Consider the following 20,669-nt stretch of genomic DNA (forward strand, 5'->3'; position numbering starts at 1 on the left):
AAGAATAACAAAGGAGCTGACATCAGGCAAGAATGGATGGATGTTCTGAACAGCCGTATATCATATCGGGGCTATGGGGTTATCGAATCTGCGCATAAAATTGGCGATGAAGATCGCGAACTTGCTCAGCAAGTTCAGGAACAGGGCCGTCGATGACCGTGTCACGAATTACATCCTGGATCGGGAGGCTTCGTACACGTGGTGGGGAAGCACCGATTTCCTCCAGCCATTGCATCAGTTGCTTGGACGAACTGGCATAAACAATTCGGCCTAATCCAACCCAGCCGTGGGCCGCAGCGCACATCGGGCAATGCTCGCCTGAAGTATAGACCGTCGCCTTGCTTCGTTCTTCCGTCGTCATGTTCAGGGCCGCCCAACGTGCCAGCTCAAATTCCGGATGCCGGGTATGATCGCCGCCGGCTACGCGGTTATGGTCTTCCGCCAGTACCTCACCATCGGCAGAGACAAGTATGGAGCCAAAGGGCTCATCTCCTTCCTCTAGAGCGGCTTTGGCCAACGCTACACAGCGTCTGAGATGCTTCAGATCATTTTCCTGAATCATCATAAGAACCTCCTTTTACGGATGTAGAAGCCGATTCATTCCGTCAACTTCTTCTTTTTTTCTGTTATGCGGAAATGTTACCATGGAGATGGCCGAAGGAAAAATATAAAAAAGGTTCAGGACCAATGAGCTTTTTCATATACCAACGAGGAGTGAGCATTTATGCAGCAAAAAATAGGACATGTTACGCTGCTGGTTAACAATTTTGACGAAGCGATTGAATTTTACACAGAAAAGGCAGGGTTCGTTCTGTTAACGGACAACCATTTCGGGAACGGCATGAGATGGGTCACCGTAGCTCCGTCGAAGGATGCGCAAACCGCCATCGTATTTGTGGTGGCAGACACGGAGGCTAAGCAGGACAGGGTTGGAACCCAAGCAGCGAACCACGTATTCCTCGTCGTCCAAACCGATGACTTCTATCGCGATTACGAACAAATGAAGGCAAACGGTGTTCATTTTCTCAGTGAACCGAAAGAGGTCCCATGGGGCATTGAGGCGGTCTTCGAGGATCTCTATGGAAATCGGCTGGACCTTGTCCAACATAACGGATTTTAAAGACTGATCCATACCACATATAAATCTAGGAATCGTGAGGTTAGCATAAAGCCAATTAGAAACTCTGCGAAAGCGATCATCATTCAGCAAGGCAAATTGTTATTGACCAAAAACAAGGATAACGACGGTTTTTTCTACCTGTTCCCCGGCGGCGGCCAGGAACACGGAGAAGTACTGAAGGAGACCCTCAAGAGGGAATGCATCGAAGAACTTGGAGTACAAGTTGAGGTGCAGGACCTTGTTTACGTGCGCGAGTACATCGGGAAAAATCATGAGTTCGCAGCATGGGATCATGACGTTCATCAAGTGGAGTTTTATTTTGTCTGCTCGATTGCAAAGGATGCGCCGGCACAGATGGATGGAACTCATCCCGACCAGGATCAGATCGGCGTAGAATGGGTGGATATTCGTCAACTCGATCACATCAGGCTGTATCCGAAAGCGCTTGGACATCATTTAGTGAATAATGAAATGAACGTCCGGTATCTCGGTGATGTGAATTAAGTGATTCAGGTGAATAACCGCAGGTCATTTATACGAATCTTTGAGGTTTCAGAAAGTTAGCGATGACCTTTGGGATAGTGAGGTTGTTCGTTTGCTGAAAATCGAGTGATTTAACAAATGAGCGTGATAAGGGAGCCTGAGCGGCTTCTTTTTTTATGTGGATTTGAGAAAGCAGAAATCTGTTGAGGGTTATGTTATTTTCAGGGATGATTCAGAATATATGTTCTGGTATAATAAGCAGGAGAATTTTGGAAAAACAACAAGACCTTCATGAATTGAAGTCGATTAAATATCTTTCAATACCCATAAGGAGGACTAGCCATGCCAAAGTTAATTGGCTCCGCGGCTATAATTTTGGATGCTGAGGGAAGAGTGCTGCTGGTAAAACACAGCTATGGCAAACACAATTGGGACCTTCCCGGCGGTAAGGCGGAAGAGAACGAGTCGGCTCAGGAAACTGCAAAAAGGGAAGTATTTGAGGAAGTCGGCATGGAAGTGCTTATCGGGAACCTAACAGGCATATATTACGATCCGGATTATGACATTCATCACTTTGTGTTCCTTGCGACGAGTAAAGATACCCGTGCGCCTCAGCCAAGCTCGCCTGAAATTATGGAATGCGGATTTTATTCAAGAGACGAACTGCCTAGACCCATTAGTGATTTCACATGCAGACGGATCGAAGATGCACTTCGCAATACCCCAAACCATGAGCTGTTTCACAAGGTGGGGCCAAGACAATGGATCGAATAGGGATCAGTAGGGTATCCATAATGTTCGGGCTAATAAAGGAAGGGGTGTGAACATGGAACTAGCACTCGAGTTTATCCAAAGCATGAAGGTCAAGCTGATATCCGAACAAAGAGGGACGCTTAAAGCCATTGAACAAGTGTCGGAAGAAGATATTACCTGGCACCCGACTCCGGAAAGCAACAGTATTGCTAATTTGGTTGCGCATATTCGGGGCGCTGCCCACTCTCGGGTTGAGACGATCCTGTGTAACATTCCGGACAAGCGGGACAGGGAGAAGGAATTCGAACGTGGACTGATGATGACGAAAGAAGAGGCATATCAGCATACAAAAGAAGCGTTTGATATCATTCTTCAGTATCTAGAACAGCTTCAATCCGAGCCGGAGCAATTGATGTCCCAGCCTTTCCTCCATCTGCCGCCGCTTACATACAGCCAAGTGAACAACGAAACGACAGCCCTAAATCTGATGATGGCGATGTTCAGAGAAGTGCACTACCATACGGGACAGATCATATATATTGCCAAAATGAGAAAAGGCGAGTTAACTTGGGACTGAAGAGATCAGAAACTGTAGTTCATCTCATTCATCATTGCTGTTGTTCGATCGATCAGCAGCTGGGTGCAAAGGGGATGGCGTATACCTCATGATTAGCGCCTTGAAAACTAGAAACAAAGCAATCGAAAAGAAACGCCGGTTCCCTTGATCGGCTACAATCATCATAGAATGATTATAGCCGGGAGGTATGACACGAATGAAATTGCACAAGATTACCCCAAACCTGTGGTTCGATTCTCAAGCAGAAGAGGCGGCGAATTTTTATACGTCCATTTTCCATGATTCCAAAATCGGCAGAATTGCCCGCTACGGTCCGGAAAGCCGGGGTGTAGAGGGAACGGTGATGACCGTGGAATTTCAATTGGAAGGGCAGTCATTCGTCGCGCTGAATGGGGGTCCGCATTTTAAGTTCAATGAGGCCATATCTTTTATCGTTCATTGCGATGATCAGGCGGAGCTGGACTATTATTGGGATAAGCTCTCCGAAGGAGGAGACGAAAAGGCGCAGGTTTGCGGATGGTTAAAAGATCCATTCGGCGTATCCTGGCAAATCATCCCCAGCCATTTAACGGAGATGATCTGTGACCCCGACCCGGCAAGAGCAGGGCGAGTCATGCAAGCCATACTTCAGACGAAAAAGAAAATCGACATAAAGGCGCTGCACCAAGCTTACGACAATTAGAGTTCTTACCCGAGTAAAATACAAAGGTTCGAAATCAAGGCCATCCATCAGGGTGGCCTTTTGCACTTTTGCGTCTCACCGTTGGAGGTCATCTCAATAACGCCGTAAAATTCCTGGCCTTCACAAATTTTTTGTTTTAACAAAGCCACTGTGATTTACTTCACAGGCAAAGCCTCCCATATCCGTTACGATATCAATGTAATTAATTTCACAAGGTTGCACGGGAGGCGTGTTTATGAGCAGACGATTGGTGATGATAGGCAACGGGATGGCGGGGGCGCGGTGTATCGAGGAAATTCTCCGCCGGGACCGCGACCGCTACGAGATAACGATGATCGGGGATGAGCCGTATCCCAACTATAACCGAATTATGCTGTCCCCTGTGCTGCAAGGGAAAACTTCGTTTGAAGAAATCACGATTAACGATTGGGACTGGTATCGGTCCAATAACATACATTTGCTGTCCCAGGAACGGGCTGTAGAGATTAACCGGGCGTCGAAGGAAGTCCGAACCGACCGGGGAACCGTCGTCCCCTACGACGAGCTCATTATCGCGACCGGATCCAGCGCGTTTATTTTACCTGTACCAGGACATGACCTGGAAGGCGTCGTCGGTTTCCGCACCATTGAAGACACGAAAGTGATGCTGGAAACGGCTAAACAATACAAAAAGGCGGTCGTGATCGGCGGCGGACTGCTCGGCTTGGAAGCAGCTCGCGGATTGATGAACCAGGGGATGGAGGTCCATGTCGTTCATTTGCTGCCGCATCTGATGGAAATGCAGCTCGACGCGGCAGCGGCAAAGCTGCTTCAGCAGGACTTGGAAGCCCAGGGCATGAAGTTTCTGATGGAAAAGAAAACAACGGAAATTTACGGTGATGGGAGAGTACAAGGGCTTCGGTTTGAAGACGGAACGAACGTCGAATGCGATCTTGTCGTCATGGCCGTCGGCATTCGTCCCAATGCAGCGCTGGCGCGGGACGCGGGACTGGCGGTTGGCCGGGCGATTCAAGTCAACGACCTGATGCAGACGACGGACCCGTCAATTTATGCCGTAGGCGAGTGCGCTGAACACCGCGGCATAGCCTATGGTCTGGTGGCGCCATTGTATGAACAGGGCATCGTGCTTGCGGACCACCTTACGGGCAGGCCAACGGAAGGTTACGCGGGCAGCGTGTTGTCCACGCAGCTTAAGGTAGCGGGATGCGATCTGTTTTCCGGCGGAGAAATCCATGCGGATGCGGACACGAAAGCGATCGTTGTGCAGGACGAGGTCGCCGGATCATACAAAAAGATCCTGGTTCGCGAGAACCGCATCGTCGGTGTCGTGCTGTACGGGGACGTATCCGACGGAACCCGGCTGTTCAGCCTGCTGAAGAAGGGCAGCGACATTCAGGAATATACGAGTGCCTCCGTGCTCCATAAAGCCGGGGGAGACAGCGGACTCGATGTCGCGTCGATCAGCGCGGACGAAACGATTTGCGGGTGCAACGGCGTAACCAAGGGACGCATCGTCGGCGCCATTCTCGAGAACGGACTGACCACGTTCGACGAAGTGAAAGCTGTGACCAAAGCCGGAGGCTCATGCGGCAAATGCCGCGGCATGGTTGAGGCGATCCTCGCGCATACGCTGGGCGACAAATTCGACGCATCGGCGCAGAAGGCGGCAGGCATGTGCGCCTGCACGACGCTTACCCGCGATGAGGTGGTAGCCGCCATTCGCGAGAAAGGTCTGCAGTCGCCGCGGGAGACACGTATCGTGCTCGGGTTTGCATCCGAGGAAGGCTGCTCGAAGTGCCGTCCGGCACTGAATTATTATTTGCGGATGCTGCATCCCGAGACGTATGCCGACGATAAGGCATCCAGATATGTCAACGAACGAATGGAAGGCAACATGCAGAAGGACGGCACATTCTCCGTCATTCCGCGGATGTATGGCGGAACGACGACACCGGAGGATTTGATCCGTATCGGCGAAGTCGCGAAGAAATACAACGTGCCCCTGGTGAAAATTACGGGCGCAAGCCGCATCGGGCTGTACGGCGTACAGAAAGAAGACGTCCCGAACGTTTGGGAGGAGCTGGAGATGCGTTCGGGGTACGCCTACTCCAAGTCGCTGCGTAACGTTAAATCGTGTGTCGGTTCGAGATTTTGCCGGTTCGGCACCCAGGATTCGTTAGGGCTTGGCATCCGGCTGGAACAGGAGATCGAGATGGTCGATACGCCGCACAAAATGAAAATGGGCGTGACCGGCTGTCCGCGAAACTGTGCCGAAGTATTGACGAAGGATTTTGGCGTCGTCTGCGTGGAGAACGGATACCAGCTGTATTTTGGCGGAAACGGCGGTACCGAAGTCCGGGAGTGCGACAGCCTGACGACGGTGGCGACAGAGGATGAGGTGATCCTGTTGGCTAAAGCCTACGTACAGCTATACCGGGAAACCGGCATTTACGGCGAACGCACAGCCCCGTGGGTAAAGCGCATGGGCACGGATTGGGTGCGCCAAATGCTGGGCAATGAGCAGGAGATTGCCGGATTAGCCAGCCGCTTCGAGCATGCGAAAACAACGTATCGCGAAGCTTGGTCGGCCGCGCTGGAAGACGAAGAACGCCGCCGGATGTATACCGTGGAGAGACCATAAGGGGAGGGAAGGGCATGAGCGTAACAAGAGAAATGATGAAAGTGATGAAGCTGGAGGAGCTGAAGCCGCAGATTGGCAAGGAGGTACGCGTTGGCGATGAATCGGTTGCGTTGTTCCGGCTGTCAAACGGGGAGGTGCGGGCGGTAAGCAACCGGTGTCCCCACAAGAACGGTCCGCTGGCTGAGGGGATTGTGTCGGGTGAATTTGTCTTTTGTCCGCTGCACGACTGGAAAATTTCGCTGACGACAGGGGAAGTGCAAAAGCCGGACGACGGCTGCATCCAGACCTACGAAACCGCGGTCATCGACGGTTACGTCTATATTGGAGGACTGAAAGAGCATGAAAAACACCATTCAGATCGTTGAAACCGCCGGGGTAAACAAGGTTAGCCTCATGAACCGGAGTATAGGCAAATACATTGTATCCTCGATGCTTGCCGGTTTGTTCGTTGGTCTCGGCATCATACTGATCTTTACGATCGGCGGACTGCTCGCGCCGGTTCACGCACCCGCCATGAAGATCGTCATGGGAGCCAGCTTTGGTATCGCCTTGAGTCTGGTCCTGATGGCCGGATCGGACTTGTTTACAGGCAACAATATGGTCATGGTGGTCAGCACGCTGAACAAGAAGACGACCTGGCTCGATACGCTTAAAATATGGCTGTACAGCTACCTCGGCAATTTTGCCGGATCCTTGCTGGTCGCGGCGATCTTCGTATGGACGGGATTGGCGAAAGGGGGAACGGCCGAATTTATCAACAGCACGGCCGCTGTTAAAATGAATGCACCGTTTATGGAATTGTTCATGCGGGGAATTTTATGTAACACGCTCGTCTGTCTTGCCGTATGGTGCTCCATGAAGCTGAAGGACGAGACTGCCAAGCTGGTCATGATTTTCTGGTGTCTGTTCGCCTTTATTACCTCCGGATTCGAGCATAGTGTGGCGAACATGACGCTGCTCTCGGTTTCGCTCTTCATCCCGCATCCAGACACGGTAACCTGGGGAGGGCTGGCCGCAAACCTGATTCCGGTTACCCTCGGTAATATGGTCGGCGGCAGCGTGTTCGTAGGTCTGGCTTATTGGTATATGACGAAAGATAAAGAGAAAGTGGAGATCGAAACTCTGCCGCAAAGCAAAAGGTCTGCAAGTTAATGTTGTGAAATAGTCAATCGCCGTGAGCCTTCCTTTATAGAGCTCCCAAGGGTGCAGCGGGAATGAAAGCCAAGAAAGAGCGGTACGCCCCATCAGGTCGCTTTCTTGGCTTTTGGCTTCCACGTTGGCGCTTCCGTCTCAGCAGGCCCCTCAATGATAGCCATTGCTTCATCGTAACGGCGGCTTTTGAATAGAATGATCAGTTCCTCGAGATCTTCCCTGTCCAACAGCTTCACCCCGTTCACGGCCGCCAGGATGCGGCAGGCATCGGTGTATCTGCCGGAGGTCAGCACGATTGCCCGTTCAGCTTCATAGTAACGCATTGAGGTATAAACCTCCTGAACCGCTCCGATGCTGACCGGGTTGCTGTTGCCGTAGCGCTTGGCCTGTAAGACGTTCCTTAGTCCGTTCTGATCCGTAAATACCAAGTCGGCTCCAAAATCACGGCTGGCTGTCGTTTGATACACTTCCCTATATCCGAGCTCGTGAAACAGCCGGAAGAGATACAGCTCAAATTCAGAGCCGTCTGCCATTAAATCGATATCCTTGATCGTAATCTTGCGCGGATTCGCCTCCCGGCGGATCCTTTTTCTGCGATTTCTGACCAAACGTATGACGAATAGGACGAGGAGCAGGGCAATCAGCCCGGCGATCATGATGGTCGTTGTATCCAAGGTAGTAGGCAAATTAGGTTTCCTCCAAATATCCGAATGTTTGTTCTTATCCACTATATCAAAATCGCGTCAACGAAGGAAGTCATTTCAAATGACTTGCTGGCTGAACACGACCGTTAGAGAGTAAAGTAAATACATAAAAAACATGGAGTGTGATAGATAAATGACCGATACGTTGAATATCGAGGAATGGTTGGAGCGGGAACGGGATCGTGACACTGCTCTAGTCGTGCTCATGTGCGGGATCGCCGGTTCTGGGAAAACTACATTTTCCCAGAGATTGGAGGAACAAGGATTCATCCGTCTTTCTATTGACGAGGAGGTGTGGAACACGCATGGCCGCTACGGAATCGATTATCCGGTTGAGAAATACAGAGAATACCTTGATGAAGCGCATGCAAGCTTGCGAAAAAAGCTAGTAACATTCGTTCAAGACAAAAAGCAGGTTGTGGTCGACTCCAGCTTTTGGAGCCGTTCCGCGAGAGATGACTATAAACGGCTTATTGAACATTCGGGAGGAAAGTGGAAGTTAATTTATTTAAAAGTACACCCTGATGAATTGCGAAAGCGCCTCAAGGTCCGGAGCCAACGTTTCGATGCGAACGCCGCCTTTCCTATTACCGAGGAGACGTTGAACCATTTTCTTAACTCGTTTGAAGAGCCTCAGGGGGAAGGAGAAATCGTCGTAGAACATGTGATAGAGCAACAATAGCCGGCAGATTCTGCTGGTCTGTTCAGCGGATTACTAAAAGGCTGCCGTACGCACGGCAGCCTTTCGCAGTTCTACAGGAGGAACATTAGCACTTCTCATCTCAGCACAATTTTTATTACAGTTCTACAGTAATTTTTCGCGATAACCCCATCGTTCTAATCAGAATATTTGGAACAATCAGCAGCAGCACGATCGCGCCGTAGACGCCGACGGTATAACTCAATGCGTATTCCAACCCAAAGCCCTGTTGAAGGACGGACGTGATCAGATGAATGAGCAGGTTTGTAAAACAAAACGCATAACTCCGAATCATCCAGTTGCGGTGCCGAATGACCCGTTTCTTCTTAATTTGAACGAGTGCCGTCACCGTAATGAACAGCCAGATTAAATTCAGCGCGTTAAACGCCATGCTCGTCACCTTTCCTCCGGTGGCGTAAGGGGCCATATACCCGGAAGTGATAACGACAAGAAGCACCGACACCATATATAGGTATCCGTTGATCCGGTGGAATTTGCGGCTTTTTTGAAAAATGCGGTTGGAAAAATTGACAAGCCCAGCCGCCATGGCGATGCATGCAAAAGCAACATGTATGCGCATGACGCTTAACCACGCTGGGAGATGAATTTCACGTCTAAGACCGGTTTTATGGCTTAAAAAACCTTCCGCACCTGGATCGATAATAAAATTATCCAATAAAGCGTAAAGGATAAACAAAATACTGATACAAACCAACACACCATATAAGATTTTTCGATTGTTCACTTCATTCACAACCCCCGACAGCACTTCATTTCATTGTTAAAAAGTTGATTTCAAGCGCTTACCGACGACCCTGGAGGCCGGAAGCACGCCGGCTTTGGCGGTGCCGTGCAGCTCGCCGCCATCGACGGTTACATCAAATTTCAGGTTTAAACGCATTGGCTTGGTCACTTGCTGGGACCAGGTCAGCTTGTTGCCTTGAATGACGGGACTTATAAATTTGACCGTTTCATCCCCTTGGGTGGCCGTTCCGTGGACTTCACCATGGCTTGTTGCGATCGAGAGCTTGACATCCATTTTGCCCACGGGCGTTGCAATGGTCACATCCCAGTCTCCGTCGAAAACGGACTCTGTTTGTTCGAATGTGTTTTGAAGGGGAGGGGACTGTGGATTCACCGCTTCAGTACTCAGCACAAGGTTCGATTCCTTGTCTGTTTTGGTCTTTTCCGAGTTCGGCACCATCCCCTGTGCCCGCCACGCGATACCTCTCCGCTCGTATTCGAACAGCTCCTCGATCGCATGGGCGATCCGAGGGCCAAGCTCGCGTTCCACCAGATGCAGGGCAACATCGAGCCCGGACGTTACGCCTCCGCCACTAACCAAATTGCCGTCGTCCACGACACGTGCCTTGACGGGCAGGGCACCGGTTGCGCCAAGAACGTCCATGCCCAAATGATGCGTAACGGCCCGTCTGCCTTCCAGCAAGCCTCCCATGGCCAAAACCAAGGATCCGCCGCATACAGTGGAGACAATGATGTCTTTCTTTCCGAGTGCTTCCCTGATCATGCCGGTCAATTCGGTATTTGCGGTTCGTGCCAATATGGCTGGGACGGAATCGGGACCGTCGCCTTCGACATCCCCGGCAGCGCCGGGAACGAGAATAATCCCCGCTCGGTTTGGATCTAGTTTGCCGGCTGCTTCAATAGGCAGGCCCTGGGTGCCGCTGGCCACAGCTCTTGCTCCTTCGGCGGTGACAAGCTTCACCTCCAACGCACCATTGGACATCATCGCCGCGGCACAGAAAACTTCATAAGGTGCCAAGGCATCCAGCAGATCGAAGCCATCAAAAAGAACAATTTGAACGGTTAACATCGATACATCCTCCTTCATTGAAGACGAAGCCCGTACGTTCGACTTGAGCCCCTTGTGTTTTTACGCGGGACACGATCGCCGAACGGTACATTATGGGTCATCATCGTTATTTGGTCAGCAAGTCCTTAAGCCGGCTATATTCCTGTTCGTCAATTTCACCTTTGGCCATCCGGTTTTTGAGAATCCAGGCAATGTCATCCTCCCGGCGGGGGCTGTTACCGGACTTGTGACGAATGGAATAAATCCGAACCGCCAAAAAACAAAAAAGCGTGATACAAAACAAAGCGCTAAACACGTATACACTGCTGTTATCCATGGTCAACCTCCTTCACGAACAACATCCTATCAAATGAATATCTCGAATGAAGAAATATAAGTGTCACAAAACGATAAACATTGCATCACAAAATGGGTAGGGCAGTTAGCTCTTCCCTAAAAAGATGATAAACTAGATGCGAAGGTGGGATGTACATGAGCGGAGGCCATACGATTCTCGTTGTAGACGACGATCCAAGCATCGTCGAACTGTTGAAAGACTTTTTGGAGAATGACAATTTTCGTGTGATCACGGCCTGCGATACGGCAGAGGCGTGGGACATGTTCGAACGGAATACGGTTCACGCCATCATTCTGGATATTATGATGCCGGGACAAAACGGGTTTGATTTATGCCGCCGGATTCGCACGGATAGCGACGTTCCAATCCTTTTTCTGAGCGCGCGCAGCGATGACGTGGACAAGATCCGGGGGCTGACGCTCGGCGGCGACGATTATATCGTGAAGACGGCTTCTCCGGGAGAAATTGTCGCCAGGGTAAAAGCCGTCCTGCGGCGCACCGCTTCGCGGGAGCATACGAAGGAAAGGATCCTTGACTACGGCCGGATCCAATTAAACTTGTCCACCAGGGAAGTTTTTGTGGATGGGGTCGGCATCGTGCTCACCCCGAAGGAATACGATTTGCTGCGATTGTTTGCCGAACATCCAAGGCATGTATTTTCCTACGAGCAGCTGCTCGCCAAGTTTTGGGAAGGGATCGGCGACCGCCATACGATTCGGGTCCATCTCAGCCGGCTCCGGGAGAAAATAGAGGCTGATGCAAATCATCCGCAATTCCTGGTCAACGTGTGGGGAGTAGGGTATCGCTTCGAGGGAGGATAAGATGAAAACACTTCGCATTCGCACATTTACGATACTCTGCCTATTTATGATCACGCTCGTGCCTTGGGTATTTTTCGTTGCAGCCAACTTTCTGGAAACCCATTCGCTAAAAATCGGCTCAAACCAGCTATACGATGAAAGTCTGCAGAAAGATATAAACGAGGCCATTCACATGATTGAGATGGGCTCGGGCCAATGGCGGGATCCGAACTGGCAAGGCCAGCTGCAAAGCGAACTTCGTCAAACCAAGCTGGACGCGGTCATATTATCAGGTTCTGATGAGGAGATTTATCAGTCTACCGAGCGTGAAGGTGGTTTGCGGTCAACCGAGCGGTTCTCCGTTATCGAGAACGGTCATTTGCTTGGAAGGGTGGTTCTTTACCTGCCCAAGTCCAATACGCTTCCGATGATATCGGCGTTTGCCGGATTGCTGCTCGCATTTTTCATCGTTGGCGTAGAGATGCGGAAGTTCCTGCTGAAGCCCCTGGAGAAGATGAGCCGGGCCGCCAGGCAGATTGCTTCAGGCGATTGGGAGGTGCGGTTACCGAAGTCCAGAATTACGGAAATCGCTGAAGTAGGGGACGGATTTGATGTGATGGTAAAAGGGCTGCGAACGTCATACCAGAAGCAGGTAAAGCTGGAGGAAGAACGGCGCTTTGTCATATCCGCAGTCGCGCATGATTTGCGCACTCCGCTGTTCGCCCTGAGGGGATATTTGGACGGCTTGGAGCAAGGCATTGCCCAAACGCCGGAGAAAATTTCAAAGTATGTGGCGGTTTGTAAGGAGAAATCGGCCCAGTTGGATCGGTTGGTGGAAGACCTGTTTACTTTTACAAAAATGGAGTATTGGGATCGTCCATTGAACAAGGCGCCAATCGATTTACCGGTCGTGTTCCAGCAATCCATCGACAGCTTGAGTCCCGGTGCCGGGCATAAAAGTATTGTAATCAACAGCCATCTGGCCGCCGATTGCATCGTTAGCGGGGATGCGCATCTGCTGGAGCGCGCACTGAGCAACCTGCTGGATAATGCGGTGAGGCACACCCCGCAAGGCGGTACGATCAATGTCCGATGTAACAAGGAAGAAGGCAAAATCGCGTTTATGATCCGAGACAACGGGCCGGGGTTCACGGCGGAAGAGCTGGAGCGCGTGTTCGAACCGCTGTACCGCGGGGAAGCATCCAGAAACCGTTCGACCGGAGGCAGCGGCCTGGGGTTAACCATCTCGCAGCGAATTATCCGGCAGCATGGAGGCGAACTCACGGCAAGTAACGATCCAGAGGAAGGCGCAAGCCTGACGGGCTGGATTCCAGCTGCAGACTCACATCTTTCTTGACGGAGCTTACTGCGCATAACACTTTGAAATAGGCTGGTCACTGCCATTCGGCGGCCGGCTTTTTTTGCGTTTAAGCAGCTGCTTCTATTTCGTTCAGTTGGTCCTGATTTGGCAATATGTCAGGTTGACTCGACAATTTTTTATTTTCCTTTATATAATATGTATAAATTTCCCCCGTTAAGAAGCAGCCCCGTGCCAATTGGAAAGTTGTCATTTTGTTGCGTAAGTACAAAGTGTTACCATCTCTTCCAGCAGTAACCTTAGAGAAACAAGCGAATATTTTTTTCTGAGGATTGGGAAGCGCTTGCATATAAATTGCCTGTCCAACGCCATATAAAACGAATTTAAAGCAGACTAATAAGGGTGGTATAATATGAATTTATCAACGCTGCGAAGATGGCTGTGGCCGCAAACGAGTTTCCAGGGAAAAATTTTTATGGCTTTCGGCCTGATCACATTTCTGTCCATCGTCTCCGTCACTGCCATCGTCTATGTGAATATGCGCGAGACGATCAAGCATAACGCGGTCACTTCCGTCTCGGACAGCATCCGGCAGGCGGATGAATCACTTAATGTGATGCTCGAGGAGATCGACCGGCTGAACACGGTTGTCGTAACCAATAAAAACACGGTGATCAATACGATCATGAGCCCAAACGAAGAGCCCAGTTATGAATGGTTCCTGGAACAGAAACGGATTACGGAGTATTTATCCGGATTGATTCAATATAAGCCTTATATTTCCCGCATGGCGGTCGTCGGGCTGAACGGAAAAGTATTTTTTACCGGCGGTCCCTGGATGGACCGGAGCGTTCTTGGTACTCCGATGCTCAACTACATGCTGCACAATGGATCGCGTCATGCGTATTTTAAGCCGGAAGGAACGGCGGATGCCATTACCGTCGGCCGCGAGATTCGCTATAATCGCGAGACGGTCGGCATCGTCATGGTTGACTTGGACTATGACTTTATTAAAAAAACGTACGGGGTCAAACCGACCGCGGACAGCATGCTGTATGTTCTTGATGAGCAGAACGGCTATGTGTATCAATCCGAGTCTGGGCCGTCTTCTTATGCGCCTCCGCTGGACAGAATCGTCCAGATCAAAGGGAAGCTTGCCAGAGATAACGACGTCGTGGAGCAGAAGATCAACGGCAGGTCCTACATCGTGGTCAGCCGCCATTCCGAATATACGGGCTGGAGCACGCTGGCACTGATTCCGCTTGATTCGTTACTTAGCGAATCGACGCGAATCCGTAATTTGATGACCGAGGTATCGATCATCGTCTTTATCGTCATCCTGATCGGTTCCCATCAGGTTTCTTCGCGGACCACAATAAATATCCGTCGGCTCAGATCGATGATGATGCAGGTGAAGGACGGGAATCTGTCGTTTCCCCGAACGGAAATTCACTCCAAGGACGAAATCGGACAGCTGTACCGCGTGTTCATCAGCATGGTAGACGAACTGAAACGGCTGATGGAAGGCATCCGATTAAGCGAGAAGAAGAAGCGGGAGGCCGAGCTGACCGCCCTTCAGGCGCAAATTCGTCCGCATTTTTTGTACAATTCGCTGAATACGATCAAGTACTTGGCCAAGCTGAACGGGGTGCCCAATATCGAGGAAGTATCCGGCTCGCTCATTGAGCTCATGCGGGGTTTACTTGGGAACTCCAACGAATTTTTAACGCTGCGCGAAGAGCTTGACTATGTGAACAGCTACATATCCATCGTGAAATACAAATATTTGGAACCCATCGAGGTGCACACGCAGATCGAAGACGACGCTTTGCTGGATTGCCGTGTGCTGAAGCTGATGCTCCAGCCTCTCGTCGAGAATGCGATTATGCATGGCATCGGTCCATCCGGGGAAGGGGGCTACGTCCTGATTCGGGTCTATGCGGAGCATCAAGAACTGAGAATCGAAGTCACGGACAACGGCCGGGGCATGACACAGGACCAGATCGACGCTCTTCTTGGAGCAGCGGGACGTGAGGATATGCCGTCACGCTTCAGCAGCATGGGTGTACGCAATGCAAACGAACGGATCGTGAGAATGTTCGGCGAATCGTACGGTTTGAGCTTATACAGCGAGCCGGGACTATATACAAAGGTAGAAATTCGTTTTCCGCAAATTCGTAACAGCGATCAATCTGATGAAGAGGTGGTCTGATGATGTTTAAAGTACTGTTGATCGACGACGAGCCGTTGATTGGCAATGTCATTCGAACGTTATTCAACTGGAAGAAGCACGGGTTCGAGTTCGTTGGCGAAGCATACAGCGGGACGGAAGCATTGGGGATGATGGAGGAGTCGCAGCCCCACATCGCCATTATCGATGTGAACATGCCGGAGATGAACGGGGTAGAGCTCCAAGGCATCCTCCGTGAGCGGTATCCGTCGGTTAAGACGATCATGCTCAGCAGTTATGACGATTACGATTATGTCCGCGAATGCTTGCGGAATGGGGCGGTCGACTATTTGCTCAAGCACCGGCTTGATGAGGCGCTGCTGCTGAACGTTTTGGGCAAAGCCGTTAAGGATTTACAGGAAGAAGACCGGGTGGAGGAAGGAAGGCTGGCGAGCAAAAAAATGGCGGAGACGATGAAACCCGTATTGATCAGAAGCCGCATTGCCGAGCTGGTGAGAGAGAACGGGGAAGGGGCAGGTAGCCTTGAGGCTGCGGGCGGGCTGGAAGGCTTGTATCCAGGTGCTGTCCGTTATGCGGCAGCGGCACTGCAGATCATCCCGTTCCTGCTGCTGACGGAATCGTTCAGCGACAGCCAAACAAACCGCCTGGTGCAGCAGGCGGTCGATGTGATGCAGCAGAGCCTTGGAGATATCCATGAGCGGACGGCCGCTTATGTGGAGAACGGGCGGTTGATGGTCGTGTTTGCGTTCAAGGAGCGCAGCGAACATGCCGGCAGCAGCGAGGCGCACCGCTGGATGGGCAAAGTTCAGCATGCGCTGGAGCTGATGCTGAATTTGAAATCTGTCTATGCTCTTGGGCATCCATGTGCTAGCTTGATGCAGCTGGGGACGAGCTACCGATCGGCCGAAAAGGCGCTCGATACCTCTCCTGCCGTGGAGAATGGAATACCATCCGAACATGTAACCCATAAGGAGCCTGCTGCAAAAGAAAGACCAAACGTGCAGCATCTTCGCGTTGCCTTGACTATTGAGGAACAGAAACAGCTGCTTCTTGCCCTGGAAAGTCTGGACCAGGAAAGGATGCAGCAGTTGATCGCCTCCGTCTGCGGTTCTGTATGCCATCAGCCGCTTCATTCGCCTGCGGTGCAGATGATTGTCAGCGAGCTGCTTCAAACCGGCGACAAAGCTCTGAAAAAGTCCATTTCCACGCCTGCAGCAGAAGCCGCCATGTCCGAACTCCCACCGCGACGCGATCTGGGGCGGATCGGCAGCATGGATGAGCTTGAGGAATGGCTGAAATCCTACTTTACCGCCTTGCTGAATTTACTGAAGCGTCAGCGTGCTGGAGGCAGCTATTCCCGGCATGTCTCGCAGGCTATCCATTTTATATTGGAGCGGTATCAAGGTTATATCAACCTGGAAATGGTGGCTGCTTCCATCGGGCTCAATCCCTCTTATTTAAGCCGTTTATTCAAAGAGGAGACGCAGTGCAACTTCTCGGAATACGTGAATCGCATACGCATCGACGCGGCCCAAAAGCTGCTGGAGAGCGATCAATATTCGGTCAAACAAATCAGCAGCCAAGTGGGCTTTACGACATATAACTACTTTTTCAAAGTGTTTAAGGAGCTGACCGGGATGACGCCGCATGCTTATGTGGAGAGCCTCCGTCCGGAACGACAGCGGTCGAAACCGTAAAATATGTGGAGTAAATAGTCAAATAAGTAGAATTTGCTGTCATGCCGGGTGAACTATAATACTCACATGCACCAGGGGAAACGCTTTCAACTGTTCCCAAATATACAAAAACGGAGGTCATAGAATCATGTACAAACTTTGGGGTAAATATGCGCTGAGCACAGCGCTCGTTTCCGCTTTACTGCTCTCGGGCTGCAGCTCCAACAGCGGTTCGGGATCCGAAGCCAAGACTGCGGAGCCGTCCGAAGCAACGGTGAATGAGACCGGGTTTCCGCTAACTAAAGAGCCCGTCACACTGAACATGTTCACCCGGATTGCCCCGCTGAATGGTCCTTTTAAGGACATGCCGGTGTTTCAGGATTATGAAAAAATGAGCAATGTGCATGTAAACTTCACCGAAGCGCCGACAGACGGCTTCCAGGAGAAGAAAAACCTGCTGTTCGCGTCCAATGAACTGCCCGACGCTTTTTACCGCTCAGGCATTACGCCGCTTGAAGCGACGCAGTATGGTGCCGTTGGCCAATTGATTCCGCTGGAAGACCTGATCGACAAATATGCGCCGAACCTGAAATCACTGATGGAACAGTACCCGGAAATCCGCTCGGCGATCACGACACCGGAAGGCCACATTTACGCGATCCCGGGAATCGTGACGCTTGCAGCCGCCCGTACGGATAAGAAGTGGATCAATGAGGCGTGGCTGAAGAAGCTGGGCCTGAAAGAGCCCGAAACGACGGACGAATTGTACGATGTGCTGGTGGCCTTCCGCGATAAGGATCCAAACGGCAACGGCAAGAAGGATGAAATTCCGATGACCGCCCGGGCGGGCCTGGCTGTCGTCAACTTGATGAGCGGATCGTTTGGTCTCGATCAGCAGCTTGGCTACAACATCAATTTGGAGAACGACAAGGTCAACATCTGGATGGGCAGCGAGAAGAACAAAGAGATGCTCATGTACCTGAACAAGCTGTACAAAGAGAAGCTTCTGGATCCGGAATTGTTCTCGCAGAAGGAAGCACAGTATTTGGCCAAACAGGGCTCGGGCAATGCCGGATTTTTCTTTGATCAGACGAACAACAACTTTCTGCCAATTGCCGACCAATATGTAGGGATTGCGCCTCCGGCAGGTCCGCACGGCGATCGGCTGCAGGCCCAGACAGCGCCGGTGCCGCGTGACTTTGGTGCCTTCGCCATTTCGTCCGTCAATAAATATCCGGAAATCACCATGCGCTGGATCGACTATTTCTACAGCGACGAAGGATCGACCCTGCTGCGGTTCGGGCGAGAAGGCGAGCACTATGAGCTGAAGGACGGAATTCCATATTATAAAGAAGACTTCCTGAAGACCGATAACCAGCCCAAAATTACACCTTATGCAGGGGGAGGAGCGCCACACCTCATTAGTGATAAGGTAGCCTCTTATATCAATCCTCCTCAGGTGCAGGAAGCTCAGAAGAAGCTGGATCCATACATGCCGAAGGTCCGTTATGCGGCTCCGATGTTCGACGAGAAGACGGCACAGGAAGTCAACATCCTCCGGAACGATATCGACAAGTATTACGAAGAGCAAAGCACGAAATTCATTGCCGGTGCGCTCAGCTTCGATAAATGGGATGAATTCCAATCCACGCTGAAAAAGATGCAGATCGACAAGCTTCAGGAGATGTATCAAGCAGCCTATGACAAGATGGAAAAGTAATCGAATTTGATGATATTTCCTCATGAGGTAAGGAGTAGATGGTTATGAAGAGCGCGCAAGTCCAGGCGACGGCCGCTCCATCCCGGGTTTCCGCAAGACGGGGGAGACGCATATGGATTCAGATGGTCAAGCGGTACGACCTGTATCTCATGCTGCTGGTGCCGATCGCCTGGTATTTGATCTTTCATTACGGGCCGCTGTACGGTCTGCAAATTGCTTTTAAAAATTTCAACCCCGCCAAAGGAATTATAGGCAGCGGCTGGGTCGGCTTCGATCATTTCGAACGGTTTTTCGATTCGTATTATTTCGGGCGGCTGCTGTGGAACACGTTATCGATTAATCTGTTCTCGCTGCTGATCGCTTTTCCAATTTCCATCGTGCTGGCGCTGATTGTCAATGAAATTCGCAGCAAGTCGTTCAGTAAGCTGCTGCAAAATATTACGTTCATACCGCACTTTATTTCCGTCGTCGTCATCGTAGGCATCCTGAACGTATTCCTCTCGCCTACGACGGGGCCGATCAATTCGCTGATTGAGGCATTCGGCGGTTCGCCGATCCGATTTCTGGAGGAGGCCGGCTGGTTTAAAACGATTTTCATCGGCTCGAACATATGGCAGAACATGGGCTGGCAATCCATCATTTACATCGCGGCGCTCAGCGGGATCAATCCCCAGCTGTACGAAGCGGCGAAGATGGACGGTGCCTCCCGGTTGCGGCGCGTGTGGCATATCTCCTTGCCGGGAATCGTTCCCGTCATCGTGATCATGCTGATCCTGGACATCGGCCATTTCATGGACATCGGATTCGAGAAAATATTACTAATGCAGAACAATTTGAACCTTGAGGCGAGCGATGTCATTTCCACGTTTGTATACACGACCGGTATTCTCAAAGGAGAGTACAGCTACACCTCGGCCATCGGGCTGTTCAACTCGGTCATTAACCTGGTGCTGCTGCTATTGGTGAACCGGTTTGCACGCAAAACGTCGGAAACGAGCCTTTGGTAAAGGAGGACCATGCGCCATGTCTAAACAAGCTGCTGCTATGATCAGCAGACCCAGGGATGAGCGGGTGTTCGATGCGATCGTGTATACGATCGCATCGCTTATCATTCTGATCGTGCTTTATCCGCTCATTTTCGTGGTCAGCGCTTCGTTCAGCGACCCGGCGAAGGTGCTGAACGGGGAAGTATGGCTGCTGCCGAAAAGCGTGTCTTTGGACGCGTACTCGAATATTTTTCATAACGGAAAAATATGGACGGGATACATGAATACGATCATTTATACGGTAGTCGGCACGATCGTCAATATGATCCTGACCATATTGGCGGCTTATCCGCTGTCAAGACCCGATCTGCCCGGCCGGAAAATGCTGATGGTCATCATTACGCTTACGATGTTTTTTGGCGGCGGGCTGATCCCTACTTATTTGCTTGTCAAAAATCTGGGCATGCTGGACACGATGTGGGCCTTGATCGTTCCGGGAGCGATCTCCACGTACAACCTGATCGTTATGAGAACGTATTTTCAGAGCAGCATCCCTTGGGAACTGCAGGAGGCCGCCCACATCGACGGATGCTCGAACTGGCGGCTGTTGATCAACATCATCCTGCCCCTGTCCAAGCCGATCCTGGCCGTTATGGTGCTGTTTTATGCCGTCGGCCATTGGAACTCATTTTTTAATGCCCTGATCTATATCCGCGACGAGGGACGGTATCCGCTGCAGCTTGTCCTGAGGGAAATCCTGTTGATCAGCCAGACCGACGCCGTTGACGGCAACGTCGGACTGGAGAGTAAGGTGCTGCTTGCGGAAAGTATCAAGTACGCGGTCATCATTATTTCCAGCCTGCCGATTTTGATTATGTACCCTTTTGTGCAGCGGCATTTTGTCAAAGGCGTCATGATTGGCTCCATTAAAGGATAGACAAGGGCAGACGCCTTTATTGGCGGCGTTTAATAACATCTTATTTATGGAGGTACAT

General features: G+C 51.0%; 21 protein-coding genes. 16 read left to right on the plus strand and 5 right to left on the minus strand.

Features of this window, described 5'->3' with window-relative positions; genetic code table 11:
* Positions 1-79: 79 nt before the first annotated feature.
* Positions 80-562 carry a nucleoside deaminase gene (locus MKY74_RS20260; protein WP_076165668.1) on the minus strand — a complete coding sequence of 161 codons (483 nt, stop codon included), beginning with the start codon at positions 560-562 and terminating at the stop codon, positions 80-82.
* Positions 563-724: 162 nt separating this feature from the next.
* Between MKY74_RS20260 and MKY74_RS20265 the strand changes: the two genes are divergently transcribed.
* The 8 genes from MKY74_RS20265 (at position 725) to MKY74_RS20300 (ending at position 7,408) form a co-directional block, all read left to right on the plus strand.
* On the plus strand, positions 725-1,120 hold the full coding sequence (locus MKY74_RS20265) for a VOC family protein (RefSeq protein WP_076165665.1): 396 nt from the start codon (positions 725-727) through the stop codon (positions 1,118-1,120).
* Between the two features lie 45 nt (positions 1,121-1,165).
* On the plus strand, positions 1,166-1,624 hold the full coding sequence (locus MKY74_RS20270; RefSeq protein WP_076165662.1) for an NUDIX domain-containing protein: 459 nt from the start codon (positions 1,166-1,168) through the stop codon (positions 1,622-1,624).
* Positions 1,625-1,945: 321 nt separating this feature from the next.
* The gene (locus tag MKY74_RS20275) at positions 1,946-2,377 is read left to right on the plus strand and encodes an NUDIX hydrolase (protein WP_076165659.1); all 432 of its coding nucleotides are present in this window, start codon (positions 1,946-1,948) and stop codon (positions 2,375-2,377) included.
* Positions 2,378-2,429: 52 nt separating this feature from the next.
* The gene (locus MKY74_RS20280; RefSeq protein WP_076165656.1) at positions 2,430-2,933 is read left to right on the plus strand and encodes a DUF1572 family protein; all 504 of its coding nucleotides are present in this window, start codon (positions 2,430-2,432) and stop codon (positions 2,931-2,933) included.
* A gap of 196 nt (positions 2,934-3,129) precedes the next feature.
* On the plus strand, positions 3,130-3,615 hold the full coding sequence (locus tag MKY74_RS20285; protein ID WP_373309554.1) for a VOC family protein: 486 nt from the start codon (positions 3,130-3,132) through the stop codon (positions 3,613-3,615).
* Positions 3,616-3,850: 235 nt separating this feature from the next.
* Positions 3,851-6,256, plus strand: a complete 2,406-nt coding sequence (gene nirB, locus MKY74_RS20290) for a nitrite reductase large subunit NirB (RefSeq protein WP_076165649.1) — start codon at positions 3,851-3,853, stop codon at positions 6,254-6,256.
* 14 nt (positions 6,257-6,270) lie between these two features.
* The gene (nirD, locus tag MKY74_RS20295; protein WP_076165646.1) at positions 6,271-6,621 is read left to right on the plus strand and encodes a nitrite reductase small subunit NirD; all 351 of its coding nucleotides are present in this window, start codon (positions 6,271-6,273) and stop codon (positions 6,619-6,621) included.
* The gene (locus MKY74_RS20300) at positions 6,596-7,408 is read left to right on the plus strand and encodes a formate/nitrite transporter family protein (protein ID WP_076165643.1); all 813 of its coding nucleotides are present in this window, start codon (positions 6,596-6,598) and stop codon (positions 7,406-7,408) included. The genes nirD and MKY74_RS20300 overlap by 26 nt, the downstream gene beginning before the upstream one ends.
* Positions 7,409-7,500: 92 nt before the next feature.
* Here MKY74_RS20300 and MKY74_RS20305 read toward each other — a convergent pair whose 3' ends face one another.
* On the minus strand, positions 7,501-8,064 hold the full coding sequence (locus MKY74_RS20305; RefSeq protein ID WP_076169293.1) for a restriction endonuclease: 564 nt from the start codon (positions 8,062-8,064) through the stop codon (positions 7,501-7,503).
* Between the two features lie 181 nt (positions 8,065-8,245).
* Here MKY74_RS20305 and MKY74_RS20310 point away from each other — a divergent pair, with 181 nt between their 5' ends.
* Positions 8,246-8,794 carry an AAA family ATPase gene (locus MKY74_RS20310; RefSeq protein WP_076165639.1) on the plus strand — a complete coding sequence of 183 codons (549 nt, stop codon included), beginning with the start codon at positions 8,246-8,248 and terminating at the stop codon, positions 8,792-8,794.
* 115 nt (positions 8,795-8,909) lie between these two features.
* On the opposite strand, the gene MKY74_RS20315 is transcribed toward MKY74_RS20310, so the two are convergent.
* From MKY74_RS20315 to MKY74_RS20325, 3 genes are all read right to left on the minus strand, one after another.
* The gene (locus tag MKY74_RS20315; RefSeq protein WP_076165635.1) at positions 8,910-9,557 is read right to left on the minus strand and encodes a DUF2306 domain-containing protein; all 648 of its coding nucleotides are present in this window, start codon (positions 9,555-9,557) and stop codon (positions 8,910-8,912) included.
* 36 nt (positions 9,558-9,593) lie between these two features.
* Positions 9,594-10,646, minus strand: a complete 1,053-nt coding sequence (locus MKY74_RS20320; RefSeq protein ID WP_076165631.1) for a DJ-1/PfpI family protein — start codon at positions 10,644-10,646, stop codon at positions 9,594-9,596.
* A 106-nt stretch (positions 10,647-10,752) separates the two neighbouring features.
* Entirely contained in the window at positions 10,753-10,962 is a 210-nt protein-coding gene (locus MKY74_RS20325; protein WP_076165628.1) for a hypothetical protein, read from the minus strand.
* Between the two features lie 155 nt (positions 10,963-11,117).
* Here MKY74_RS20325 and MKY74_RS20330 point away from each other — a divergent pair, with 155 nt between their 5' ends.
* The 7 genes from MKY74_RS20330 (at position 11,118) to MKY74_RS20360 (ending at position 20,611) form a co-directional block, all read left to right on the plus strand.
* Entirely contained in the window at positions 11,118-11,804 is a 687-nt protein-coding gene (locus tag MKY74_RS20330) for a response regulator transcription factor (protein WP_076165625.1), read from the plus strand.
* A gap of 1 nt (position 11,805) precedes the next feature.
* A complete protein-coding gene (locus tag MKY74_RS20335) occupies positions 11,806-13,140 on the plus strand; it encodes a sensor histidine kinase (protein WP_076165622.1) in 1,335 nt (444 codons plus the stop codon).
* A gap of 373 nt (positions 13,141-13,513) precedes the next feature.
* Positions 13,514-15,313, plus strand: coding sequence for a cache domain-containing sensor histidine kinase (locus MKY74_RS20340; RefSeq protein ID WP_076165619.1), 1,800 nt, complete (start codon positions 13,514-13,516; stop codon positions 15,311-15,313).
* Entirely contained in the window at positions 15,313-16,989 is a 1,677-nt protein-coding gene (locus tag MKY74_RS20345; protein ID WP_244169147.1) for a response regulator transcription factor, read from the plus strand. Before MKY74_RS20340 ends, MKY74_RS20345 begins: the two co-directional genes overlap by 1 nt.
* A 127-nt stretch (positions 16,990-17,116) precedes the next feature.
* Positions 17,117-18,688 carry an extracellular solute-binding protein gene (locus MKY74_RS20350; RefSeq protein WP_076165616.1) on the plus strand — a complete coding sequence of 524 codons (1,572 nt, stop codon included), beginning with the start codon at positions 17,117-17,119 and terminating at the stop codon, positions 18,686-18,688.
* A 44-nt stretch (positions 18,689-18,732) separates the two neighbouring features.
* Positions 18,733-19,695 (plus strand): ABC transporter permease, encoded by a 963-nt coding sequence (locus MKY74_RS20355; protein ID WP_076165613.1) that lies wholly within the window; start codon positions 18,733-18,735, stop codon positions 19,693-19,695.
* A 16-nt stretch (positions 19,696-19,711) separates the two neighbouring features.
* Positions 19,712-20,611: a carbohydrate ABC transporter permease gene (locus MKY74_RS20360; protein ID WP_076165610.1), complete on the plus strand. Its 900-nt coding sequence runs from the start codon at positions 19,712-19,714 to the stop codon at positions 20,609-20,611.
* Positions 20,612-20,669 lie beyond the last annotated feature (58 nt).

The organism is Paenibacillus sp. FSL R5-0378 (genome assembly GCF_038009285.1).
In the GTDB taxonomy this organism is placed as follows: Bacteria; Bacillota; Bacilli; order Paenibacillales; family Paenibacillaceae; genus Paenibacillus_AQ; species Paenibacillus_AQ favisporus.

Coding starts and splice junctions, on each gene's coding strand:
- MKY74_RS20260 (WP_076165668.1), bottom strand. CDS start 562: ATGATTCAGGAAAATGATCTGAAGCATCTCAGACGCTGTGTAGCGTTG.
- MKY74_RS20265 (WP_076165665.1), top strand. CDS start 725: ATGCAGCAAAAAATAGGACATGTTACGCTGCTGGTTAACAATTTTGAC.
- MKY74_RS20275 (WP_076165659.1), top strand. CDS start 1,946: ATGCCAAAGTTAATTGGCTCCGCGGCTATAATTTTGGATGCTGAGGGA.
- MKY74_RS20280 (WP_076165656.1), top strand. CDS start 2,430: ATGGAACTAGCACTCGAGTTTATCCAAAGCATGAAGGTCAAGCTGATA.
- MKY74_RS20285 (WP_373309554.1), top strand. CDS start 3,130: ATGAAATTGCACAAGATTACCCCAAACCTGTGGTTCGATTCTCAAGCA.
- nirB (WP_076165649.1), top strand. CDS start 3,851: ATGAGCAGACGATTGGTGATGATAGGCAACGGGATGGCGGGGGCGCGG.
- nirD (WP_076165646.1), top strand. CDS start 6,271: ATGAGCGTAACAAGAGAAATGATGAAAGTGATGAAGCTGGAGGAGCTG.
- MKY74_RS20300 (WP_076165643.1), top strand. CDS start 6,596: ATGAAAAACACCATTCAGATCGTTGAAACCGCCGGGGTAAACAAGGTT.
- MKY74_RS20305 (WP_076169293.1), bottom strand. CDS start 8,064: ATGATCGCCGGGCTGATTGCCCTGCTCCTCGTCCTATTCGTCATACGT.
- MKY74_RS20310 (WP_076165639.1), top strand. CDS start 8,246: ATGACCGATACGTTGAATATCGAGGAATGGTTGGAGCGGGAACGGGAT.
- MKY74_RS20320 (WP_076165631.1), bottom strand. CDS start 10,646: ATGTTAACCGTTCAAATTGTTCTTTTTGATGGCTTCGATCTGCTGGAT.
- MKY74_RS20325 (WP_076165628.1), bottom strand. CDS start 10,962: ATGGATAACAGCAGTGTATACGTGTTTAGCGCTTTGTTTTGTATCACG.
- MKY74_RS20330 (WP_076165625.1), top strand. CDS start 11,118: ATGAGCGGAGGCCATACGATTCTCGTTGTAGACGACGATCCAAGCATC.
- MKY74_RS20335 (WP_076165622.1), top strand. CDS start 11,806: ATGAAAACACTTCGCATTCGCACATTTACGATACTCTGCCTATTTATG.
- MKY74_RS20340 (WP_076165619.1), top strand. CDS start 13,514: ATGAATTTATCAACGCTGCGAAGATGGCTGTGGCCGCAAACGAGTTTC.
- MKY74_RS20345 (WP_244169147.1), top strand. CDS start 15,313: ATGATGTTTAAAGTACTGTTGATCGACGACGAGCCGTTGATTGGCAAT.
- MKY74_RS20350 (WP_076165616.1), top strand. CDS start 17,117: ATGTACAAACTTTGGGGTAAATATGCGCTGAGCACAGCGCTCGTTTCC.
- MKY74_RS20355 (WP_076165613.1), top strand. CDS start 18,733: ATGAAGAGCGCGCAAGTCCAGGCGACGGCCGCTCCATCCCGGGTTTCC.
- MKY74_RS20360 (WP_076165610.1), top strand. CDS start 19,712: ATGTCTAAACAAGCTGCTGCTATGATCAGCAGACCCAGGGATGAGCGG.